Raw genomic sequence first — 10,471 nt, 5'->3', positions numbered from 1 at the left:
CCTTCTCGAAGGGAACCGGCTTGTCCGCCACCCCGCCCCACCACGACCCCCTCCAACCACGCCCGAGCACCGCGCGGGCGCTCTTCCGGCTGCGTGCATACGCCGGACCGGCCATGCCGTTCATCGTCGCGGGCATGGTTGCCGCCCTCGTCGCCCAGCTCATCGCCCTCGCGATCCCGCAGGTGCTGCAGTGGATCGTCGACGGCCCGCTCGCCGACGGCGACGCCGACGCGATCTGGCCGCTCGCCTGGCTCGTGTTCGCCCTCGGCACCCTCGAGGCCGGCATGATCGCGCTCCGACGCTGGTTCGTGCTGACCCCCGGCACCCGCGTCGAGGCCCGCATGCGCAACGCGCTGTACGCGAAGCTGCAGGACCTGCCGGTCAGCTTCCACGACCGATGGCCGAGCGGGCAGCTGCTCTCGCGCGCCGTGAGCGACCTCGGCCTCATCCGGCGCTGGCTCTCGTTCGGCCTCGTGCTGCTCGTCGTGAACCTCGTCGTCATCATCGTCGGCATGGTCATCCTCGTGTCGATGAACTGGCTGCTCGGCCTCGTGTTCCTGGTCTGCTCGATCCCGCTGTGGATCGTCGGCTACCGCTTCGAGGGCCGATACTCAGAGGTGTCGCGGCGGAGCCAGGACCAGGCGGGCGACCTCGCGACGGCCGTCGAGGAATCGGTGCACGGCATCCGCGTGCTGAAGGCGTTCGGCCGTGGGAAGCACGCGCTGTCGAGCTTCCGCGTGCAGGCCGAGTCGCTGCGCTCGACCGAGATCGAGAAGGCACGACTCGACGCGAGCATCTGGGCATGGCTCCTCGCCGTGCCGACTCTCGCGCTCGCCGCGTGCCTCGTGCTCGGCGTCTGGCTCGCCGCGCAGGGCCTGCTCACCGTGGGCCAGCTCGTCGCCTTCTTCGCCACCGCGACCGTGCTCGCGTGGCCGATCGAGTCGATCGGGTTCCTGTTGGCGTTCTCCGTCGATGCGCGCACCGCGACCGACCGGTTCTTCGACATCCTCGACAGCGAGAACCAGATCACGGATCCCGCACGGCCGGCCTCCCTCGAGCGCCCGCGCGGCGAACTGGCGTTCAACGGCGTGCGCTTCCGATACCAGGACTCGCCCGACCGGTTCGGCGACCTGCTCGACGGCGTCGACCTCGCGCTCGAGCCGGGCGAGACGATGGCGCTCGTGGGCCTCACCGGCAGCGGCAAGACGACGCTCACGGCGCTGACGACCCGTCTCTACGACGTGACGGGCGGATCGATCACCCTCGACGGCGTCGACATCCGTGCGCTCACGCGCGAGGAACTTCGCCGGCACATCGCCATGGCGTTCGAGGACGCGACCCTGTTCAGCGCCTCGGTGCGCGACAACGTGCTGCTCGGCCGCCCCGAGCTCGCCGGTCACGACCCCGAGGTGCGCGCCGAGGCCGATCGCGTGCTCGACGAGGCGTTGCGGATCGCGCAGGCGGACTTCGTCCACGACCTCCCCGGCGGCGTCGACACGACCGTCGGCGAGGAGGGCATGAGCCTGTCGGGCGGGCAGCGGCAGCGTCTCGCCCTCGCACGCGCGGTCGCGGCATCCCCGTCGGTGCTCGTGCTCGACGACCCGCTGTCGGCGCTCGACGTCGCCACCGAGGCCCGCGTCGAAGCCGAGCTGCGTGCCGTGCTCGCCTCCACCACCGCGCTCATCGTGGCGCACCGCCCGTCGACGGTCATGCTCGCCGACCGGGTCGCGCTGCTCGAAGACGGGCGCATCACGGTCGTCGGCACGCACTCCGAGCTGCTGCGTGATTCGGAGCACTACCGCTTCGTCATCTCGAGCCTCGAGGACGAGGAGCGTCGCGAGGCCGCGATCGCCCACGGGGTGGAGCGTCTCGAGACGCGTCCGACGGCGTCGGTCGATCCTCGACCGGCAGAACCCGAACCCATCGCACGAGAGGAGGCGACCCGATGAGCACCGTCACGGGTGTCGAGGGCGAGGAACGCCACGACTTCACGAAGGCCGAGTCCCGGCACATCCGGCAGCGTTCGCTTCGCCTGCTCGGGTCGCTGCTGCGACCCGTGCGGGGTCGGCTCTGGCTGACGATGGCCATCGTGGTCGTGTCGACCGGCGCACAGGTGGCGGGCCCTGCGCTCATCGCATACGGCATCGATCGCGGACTGCCGGCGCTCATCGACGGCGACTGGCTGCCGGTGGGCTCCGCAGGTCTCGCGTACCTGCTCACCGGTGCCGCGGGCGCCTTCCTGATCGCCTGGTACATCCGACTCTCGGCGAGGATCAGCCAGGCCGTGCTGCTCGACCTGCGCACCCGCGTGTTCCTGCACACCCAGAAGCTCTCGCTCGAGTTCCACGAGTCGTACACATCGGGGCGCATCATCTCCCGGCAGACGAGCGACCTGGACGCGATCAGGGAGCTCCTCGACGAGGGCATCAACCAGCTCGTGCGCGGCGTGCTCTACATGACGTTCACGGCGATCGCGCTCGCGCTGCTCGACTGGGCGTCGGCACTCGTGCTGGTCGTCACGCTCGTGCCGCTCGCGGTGCTCACGCGCTGGTTCCAGACCCGGTCGCAGCGGCTGTTCCGGCGCTCGCGCGTGGCCTCCGCGAAGCTCATCGTGCACTTCGTCGAGACCATGACGGGCATCCGCGCCGTGCAGGCGTTCCGGACCCAGCAGCGCAACGCGCGCGAGTTCGGGCGGCTCGTCGAGGACTACCGCGGCGTCAACGCGAGGGTCATCCAGCTGTTCGGCATCTACGACCCCGGCCTCCTGCTCATCGGCAACGCCTGCGTCGCCGCGGTGCTCGTGGTGGGCGGCTTCCGCGTCGTCGACGGCCAGCTGGCGATCGGCGTGCTCCTCGCCGCACTCCTCTACGCGAAGCGGTTCTTCGACCCGATGGAGGACATGGCCATGTTCTACAACGGGTACCAGTCCGCGGCATCCGCGCTCGAGAAGATCTCGGGCGTGCTCGAGGAGCAGCCGAGCGTGCCCGACCCCGCGAACCCCGTCGACCTCTGGAACGCCGACGGTCACGTGCGGTTCGAGCGCGTGGAGTTCGCCTACACGCCCGACCGGGTCGTGCTGCCGCGGTTCGACCTCGACATTCCGGCCGGGCAGACCATCGCCCTCGTCGGATCGACCGGCGCCGGCAAGTCGACGCTCGCGAAGCTCATCGCGCGCTTCTACGACCCGAGCGACGGGGCGGTCGAGCTCGACGGCGTCGACCTGCGGCGCCTGCACCCGAAGGACCTGCGGCGGGCGATCGTGATGGTCACCCAGGAGGCGTACCTGTTCTCGGGGTCCGTCGCCGACAACATCGCGCTCGGCAGGCCCGACGCGACCTTCGACGAGATCGTCGGCGCCGCGAAGGCGGTGGGCGCGCACGAATTCATCGAGAGCCTGCCGAACGGCTACGACACCGACGTGAACAAGCGCGGCGGGCGCGTCTCGGCGGGGCAGCGCCAGCTCATCTCGTTCGCGCGCGCGTTCCTCGCGAACCCGGCGGTGCTGATCCTCGACGAGGCGACCAGCTCGCTCGACATCCCGAGCGAGCGCCTCGTGCAGGAGGGGCTGCAGTCGCTGCTGGCCGATCGCACCGCGGTCATCATCGCGCACCGCCTGTCGACGGTGGCGATCGCCGATCGCGTGCTCGTCATGGAGCACGGCCGCGTCGTCGAGGACGGCTCGCCCGCCGAGCTGATCGGCGGCACGGGTCGGTTCGCAGCGCTGCACGCCGCCTGGCGCGACTCGCTCGTGTGACGTCGGCCGCGGCATCCGTCGTCGGGCGGATGCCGCGGGCCGATGCCGTGGGCCGGATGCCGTGGGCGGATGCCGCGGCCGGATGCCGCGGGCCGATGCCGTGGGTGGAGGCGTCGTCGCGGTGGCGGCGACGGCCTCGCCTCAGGCGCGGGTGTCGTCGACCGCCTCGGCCGCCGCGAGGTCGGCGGCGACGAGCGGCGCCCGCTCCACTCGGTCCTCGATGTCGGGCGTCGCCTTCGCGAGCTCGGGCAGCCACCACAGCGCGTTGGCCCACGCGAGGATGAACGCGGCCGCGCGCAGGTTCTCGGCGAGCAGTGGCACGAGGCCCCCGGTGAGCACCCAGGCGAGCGCGTACCCCAGGAGGCCTGCGGCCACCGAGAAGAGCGTGACGGTGATCCAGTTCACGCCTCGCGTGCGCGCCATCGCCTTGGTCGTTCGACCGAAGCGCAGCCAGTCGACCGTGAGCACGATCGTGACCGCCGCGGCGCCGACCGCGAGCACCCACGGGTTCCACGAGGGCGGCGGCGCGAGCCATCCGCCGGGAGTCGCGAAGAGGAGCTGCACGAGCGGCAGCAGGCCGCCGAAGAGTGCGAACACGGCGATCATGACCGCGCTGCGCGGGTCGCGGCGGGGGATCCGGGTGCGCTGCGCCGAGGAGGCGACGCGCAGCGTGGTGGCCGTGAGCACCCCGGTGACCCCGAGGCAGAGCAGCGCCAGCAGCACGTTGCCCTGGAGCAGCGAGACGACGAGCGGCACGAGGCTCGCGAGGGTGAGGATCGTGAGCCGGAGCGTGGGCCGCCACGCGCGTGCGGCCGCCGTGCGTGCGAAGTCGTCGAGCGGGACGTCGAGTGCCTCGGCGACGCGCGCCCATCTCCGGCGCGTCGTGCGCACGCCCACGAGGATCATCGCGGCCAGGCTCGCCGTGACGATCACGACGGCGGTGATCCATCCGGCGCTCGGCGGCCTGATCGGCGACCAGGTGAGCAGCCAGGCGACGGCGGCCACGAGCCCCGCGAGAAGGGCGAGGCGCGGCGGATCGGCGACCGCGGGCAGCGCCACGAGCACCGGCCGGAGCAGTGCCAGCACGGCGCCGGCGAGTGCGGCGAAGCCGCGGTGCACGGGCTGCACGACGACCCGGTCGAGCAGTCGCACCGTGCGCGACGCGATCGCGAACCGGTACGACGGCGAGAGGTTCGCGATGGTGTCGGTGCCGGCGCGGAGGCGCACGCGCCGTGCCGCCCGGCGCTCTTCGGGGTCGGCGGGCGTCGGCGCGGGCTCGAGCGGCGTGAGGCCGCGGTCGACGACCTTGGGCTCGTCGGCCTCCTCGAGCACCGCGTCCTGCAGCAGGCGGATCGCCGGCTGCACGCGAACGGCCGTCGGCGCGAGCGAGGCGAAGAACCGCGCCAGCCCGGCGGCCGCGTCGAGGCGCCCCCACCACCAGTCGTTCACGCGCCAGTCGCGGGCGAGGAATCCGAGGAAGTTGCCGAAGCCGTACCCGGCGAGCTTCGACTGCCGGTCGAGCACCACGCGGTCGGATGCCGCGTTCACGGCCGCCGCGATGTCGTCGGGCGTGGCCCGTGGCCGGCGCATGGCGCGTCCGAGGAGCGTGTACCAGCGGTCGGCGGCGAGCGTGCGGAAGCTCGCGGGGTCGTCGGGCTCCTCGTCGACGCCGATCGCCCAGTAGCGCACGTGCGACAGCGCGGCCGGGATGCCGCTCGCGTGGTACAACGGCGCGAGATCCGTCGCCGAGAGGGATCCGGGTGCGCTCCCGAGCGGTCGCCACCCCGATGTCGTCCACGTGGCGGGCAGGGTGCGCCGCGAGGTGCGCGCGTCGCGCTCGGCGCTCGAGCTCGAGATGCGCAGGCGCGCGACCGCCATGTCGAGGTCGCGCCAGTGCGACGACGTGCGGATGCGCGAGGAGGATCGGAGCCACTCGTCGATCCAGGCGTCGAAGTGCTCCGCGCCGGGCGCGGTCCCGGTGCGCGCCAGCCGGTCGGCGCTGCGCAGCACGGCGACGGTGAGCTCGTCGCGCCAGCGCATGGCGGCCGCGAGCGCCTCGTAGGCGGTGCGCCGCACCTCGGGGAACGCCATCCCGCGTCGGGACCCCTCGTCTTCGGGGAGGGACTCGAGCGCACGCGTCCAGCCGAGCACGCAGTTCGCCGCGTCGGCGAGCGCGAGGGGCGAACGGGCGACGGCCGCGGCATCCGTCGTCGAGAGCTCCGCGAAGCGGCGCGCCGCCGCTGCGGCGAGGCCCGACAGCGCGTTCCGGTCGATGGGGCGGTACCGGCGTCGCGTCGGCAGCGTCGAGTGCAGCTGCCACAGGCTCGGCGCCGAGAGCGTCTCGGCGAGGTGATCGGCGAGCTCGACGCCGAGCGCGCGCACGTAGGCGTCCTGCCGTTCGACCACCGCGGGGTGCGTCCACTGCGCCGACGCGACGAGCGGCGCGGCGCTGTCGAAGCGGGCCGCGGCCACGAGCCGGTCGGCGTTGAACCGCTCGAGATCGGCCACCTCGTGGGCCACCGACTCCCGGCGCAGCTGCCGGGTGAACATCGCCCCGATCGCGCGGAAGAAGCGGGACGCGTGCTCGTCCCACGCGACCGCGCCGCCGACGGGCGGGTCGGGCTCCGGGTCGAGGAACAGCATGACCCGGTCGGCCTTGCGGTCGGACGTGCGGGAGCGCGCCGCGCGAAGGGCGCGGTCGATCGGGACGTTGTCGAAGACCGCGCCGTCGACGATGCGGTACGGCGTGCCCGGCTCCTCTCGGTGTGCGGCGAACGCGAACCGCATGCCGCGCTCCTCGGCCACCTCGGGCCGGCCCGCCTCGCCGCCGAACGAGTCGACGTTCGCCGGCTCGAACCCGCCGGGGAGCGACGAGGTGGATCGTGCCGCGAGCGCGAGGCGCGAGAGGTTCGCCAGATCGTCGAGGCGCTGCGCCTCGTCGAGGTCGTCGGCGCGGGTCGGGATGCGGTTGTCGAAGCGGTGATCGTCGCTGCCCACGAACCGGAAGTGTCCGCGACCCTCGTTGGCCTCCTCCTCGAACTCGTCGCTCGCGTCGATGACCGTGGCCGAGAGGTCGACGCTCGTGTACTCGGAGACGAGGTCGGGGTGACGGTCGTCGGTGTCGTAGATCTCCTCGAGCGCCTCGTACGTGCGGGCGCGGAAGTAGTCCTCGCCCTGCATGAGCGCGAGGATGCGGCGTGAGCCGGGCGGGTGCAGGAGTCCCCAGAAGCCGCCCACCCGGCTCCAGGTGTGGAGGAGCCGGTCGAGCCCGGTGCCGGCGCGCTGGGCCACCGCGTAGACGACCGCGTTCAGCCCGCCCGCGCTGGCCCCAGCGAGGAGATCGAACTCGACACGGTCGTATCCGGCGGCGTCGAGCATCTCGGCGTAGGCCTGCAGGCGTGCGATCACGGCGGGCGTGAGCGGGGAACCCGGCGTCTCGGGCACGAGGGCGAGCGTCTCGCGATCGTGGTCGTAGAGGCGGATGCGACGGAGCAGGTCCAACTCGGCGACGGCGCCCCCGATCCAGACCGCCAGGCTCACGCCGCCGCGCATCGCGAGGGCGACGCGAAGTGTGCGGTTGAACGAGGGCGCCGCACCGCGATGGCGCGCCACCACGTCGTCGATGCGCTCGTCGGGACGGACGACGACGACGCGCACCGGACGCGACGACGTGGTCAGGCGGGTGAGTGCGGTCTCGGGCACGTCGCGTTGGACCATGGTGCTCCTGGCTCGGTCGGCGCGGGCGCGCGCCTCGGACGCCGCGCGGCGGGGGGAGGGCGCGGTACTCCAAGCGTGGCACGATCGGGGCGATCCGTGTGCGCGGTTGTCCCCAGAACTGGGTCGCACGCGCCCGGCAGAGCTCGCGATACAGTCGGCACAGGTGGGTGATGTCCCCCGAACGGTCATTCCTGCCTGCGGACGGAGGTGCGATGAACGACGCCCGACCCCTGCGCGTCGCGATCGCCGATGATGCACTGCTGCTGCGCGAGGGCATCGCCAAGGTGCTCGAGGGCGGCGGCATCGAGGTCGTCGCCTCGGTCGGCACGGGCGACGAACTCCTCGAGGTCGTTCGCGGCGGAGGCGTCGACGCCGCGGTGCTCGACATCCGCATGCCGCCGACCTACCGCGACGAGGGCATCACGGCGCTCGAGACCCTCCGTTCCGGCGGAACGACGATCGGCGTGCTGCTCCTCTCGATGTACGCGACGCCCGAGTACGCGCTGCGCGTCATGGGCGCCGGCAGCGGCACCGGGTACCTCCTCAAGGAGCGGGTCTCGGAGCCGCAGACCCTCGTGCGGGCCGTCGAGACGGTCGCCTCGGGCGGCTCGGTCGTCGACCCCGAGGTCGTCGAGCAACTCGTCAAGCGCACTCGCGCCGACGATCCCCTGTCGCGGCTCACCGAGCGCGAACGGTCGGTGCTCGAGCTGATGGCGCAGGGGTACTCCAACGGCGGCATCGCCCAGACGCTGTTCCTCGGCCTCAAGACGGTCGAGACGCACGTGCGGAGCATCCTGCAGAAGCTCGACCTCGAGGAGTCGCCAGAGCACCACCGGCGCGTGCTCGCCGTGCTCACGCTCCTCGGCGAGCGGTGATGGCCCCCGGCCGCAAGGGCCGGATCGCCAGGCGCACCGCCGTCATCACGGTCGTCGTCGCGCTCAGCCTCTGGATGGAGGTCACGGGCTTCCTCGCCACGCCCGAGGCGGAGCGGCCCGAGGTGTCGTACACCACCCTCCACGCCATCGTTCCGCTGGTGTTCGCGGCGTGTGCGGGCATCGCGTGGCGGATCAGCCCCACCCGGGTGCCGCCGCGGCTCATGTTGGCCTTCGTGGTCGTCTGGATCCCCCAGTCGATCTACTACGTGATCGGCGGCGTCGACTGGCTGTGGCCGATCGTGCGCGGCGTCGACCTCGGCTGGGCGGTGATCGCCGGCATCCTCGTGATGGTCTACCCGAAGGGGTACCTGAGCGACGGTTTCGACCGGTGGGTGGCCGGCATCGCGCTCGTCGCCTCGCTCGTGAACCTGCTCGCGGTGATCCTCCTGGCCGGCCCGCAGGCCGTCTCATGCGCATGCGTCGACCCGAATCCGTACCAGCTCGTCGATGCCCCGACCGTGTTCGGGCTCATCGACATCGGCTACCGCATCGTCGGCGGCGCACTCGCCCTGGCGATCGCCGGCCGACTGCTGGTGCGCTGGGTGCGGGCGAGCGTGCCCGCGCGCACGGTCGCGTTCCTCATGCCGCTCGCCCTGTTCGCGTGGGCGACCACACTGGCCGCCCAGGCCGTGAGCTACGCGGCGCAGACGACCGCCAACACGGTGCTCAACACGGTGTCGCTCATCGCGATGGCGTCGATCCCCGTGAGCTTCGACGCGGGGGTCGCGCACGCCCGGAACATGCGCGCCCGGGTCGCCGACCTCATGCGCATCACGCGAGAGGGCGCCGACCGGGGCCTCTGGGCCGAGTCGCTCGCGCGCACCCTGCGCGACGCCTCGGTGCGCGTCTTCTGGTGGGACGAGGAACGGGGCCGGTACGCGGATGCCTCTGGCACGCCCATCGACGAGGCGGACGCCGATCCGCGTGGCAGCCACAGCATCCTGCCGGTCGCCTCCCCGCTCGGGACGCCGATCGCGCTCATCCGCCACGACCGGGTGCTCACCGACAACGCGCGCCTCCTCGACGGGGTCTCGAGCGCCCTCCGGCTCTCGGTCGACAACGGGCGGCTCCGTTCCGAGATCGAGCGCACGCTCGAGCAGGTGCGCCAGTCCCGCCAGCGCATCGTCGAGGCGGGCGACGAGGCACGGCGTCGCATCGAGCGCGACCTGCACGACGGAGCCCAGCAGCATCTCGTGTCGCTCGGCATGCGGCTGCGGCTCGCCGCGAACGCCGCCAGGGACGCGGGGGAGGAGTCGCTCTCGGCCGAGCTCGAGGACACCATCATGACGTTGAACCAGGCGCTGAAGGAGCTCCGCGAGCTCGCGCACGGCATCCACCCGAGCCTGCTCTCGTCGGGAGGGCTCGCGCTGGCCGTGCCCGAGCTCGCCGGGCGCTGCCCGGTCCCGGTGGTCGTCGACGTCCAGGCCGAGGGCCGCCTGCCCGAGGTCATCGAGTCGACGGCCTACTTCGTCGTCGCGGAGGCGCTCGCGAACATCGCCAAGCACTCCGCCGCCACGCGCGCATGGGTGCGGGCGCACCTCGTCGACGGCGACCTGCTGGAACTCGTCGTGCGCGACAACGGCCGTGGCGGCGCGAGCCTGGACGCCGGGACCGGCATGCTCGGCATCGCCGACCGCGTCGACGCGGTCGGCGGGTCGATCGAGCTCGAGAGCCCGGAGGGCGCCGGCACGACGCTCACGGTGCACATCCCGCTGGGGCGTGCGCCCGCCGAGGACTGACCCGCGCTCAGGGGCGCCAGCGACTCACCGCGAGGTCGATGCGGTAGCCGTCCTCGTCGTCGGTCGGGCGGAGCGGCACGCCCTCGGCCTCGTAGTACGGCCGCGCCTTCGCCGCCTTGCCCGAGGGTGGCCGGCCGCCCGCGCGGATGACGCGCCACCACGGGACATCCGACCCCGACCTCGCCATGACCTGGCCCACGGCGCGCGCGCCGCGCGATCCGAGGAGCGCCGCGATGTCGCCGTAGGTGGCCACGCGCCCTGCGGGGATGTCGGCGACGACGGCGAGCACCGCCTCGGCGAATCCCAGCGGCTGCGAAGGCACGTCG

At 72.7% G+C, this 10,471-nt stretch carries 6 protein-coding genes; 4 read left to right on the top strand and 2 right to left on the bottom strand.

Features of this window, described 5'->3' with window-relative positions; genetic code table 11:
• Window positions 1-113 precede the first annotated feature (113 nt).
• Window positions 114-1,949 (top strand): ABC transporter ATP-binding protein, encoded by a 1,836-nt coding sequence (locus ACVFI9_RS15310; RefSeq protein ID WP_474766284.1) that lies wholly within the window; start codon window positions 114-116, stop codon window positions 1,947-1,949.
• Window positions 1,946-3,754 carry an ABC transporter ATP-binding protein gene (locus ACVFI9_RS15305; protein WP_474763061.1) on the top strand — a complete coding sequence of 603 codons (1,809 nt, stop codon included), beginning with the start codon at window positions 1,946-1,948 and terminating at the stop codon, window positions 3,752-3,754. The genes ACVFI9_RS15310 and ACVFI9_RS15305 overlap by 4 nt, the downstream gene beginning before the upstream one ends.
• Window positions 3,755-3,895: 141 nt before the next feature.
• Here ACVFI9_RS15305 and ACVFI9_RS15300 read toward each other — a convergent pair whose 3' ends face one another.
• Complete coding sequence (locus ACVFI9_RS15300; protein WP_474763060.1) at window positions 3,896-7,471, bottom strand: DUF3376 domain-containing protein; 3,576 nt, start codon at window positions 7,469-7,471, stop codon at window positions 3,896-3,898.
• Between the two features lie 212 nt (window positions 7,472-7,683).
• Between ACVFI9_RS15300 and ACVFI9_RS15295 the strand changes: the two genes are divergently transcribed.
• Together ACVFI9_RS15295 and ACVFI9_RS15290 are read left to right on the top strand one after the other, a co-directional pair.
• The gene (locus tag ACVFI9_RS15295) at window positions 7,684-8,346 is read left to right on the top strand and encodes a LuxR C-terminal-related transcriptional regulator (RefSeq protein ID WP_474763059.1); all 663 of its coding nucleotides are present in this window, start codon (window positions 7,684-7,686) and stop codon (window positions 8,344-8,346) included.
• Complete coding sequence (locus tag ACVFI9_RS15290) at window positions 8,346-10,145, top strand: sensor histidine kinase (protein WP_474763058.1); 1,800 nt, start codon at window positions 8,346-8,348, stop codon at window positions 10,143-10,145. Before ACVFI9_RS15295 ends, ACVFI9_RS15290 begins: the two co-directional genes overlap by 1 nt.
• A 7-nt stretch (window positions 10,146-10,152) precedes the next feature.
• Here ACVFI9_RS15290 and ACVFI9_RS15285 read toward each other — a convergent pair whose 3' ends face one another.
• Window positions 10,153-10,467: an MGMT family protein gene (locus ACVFI9_RS15285; RefSeq protein WP_474763057.1), complete on the bottom strand. Its 315-nt coding sequence runs from the start codon at window positions 10,465-10,467 to the stop codon at window positions 10,153-10,155.
• Window positions 10,468-10,471: the final 4 nt, after the last annotated feature.

Source organism: Agromyces sp. NSFZ (genome assembly GCF_056156205.1).
The sequence above is the reverse complement of the archived record's forward strand: the minus strand, read 5'-3'. Positions and strand labels throughout refer to the sequence as shown.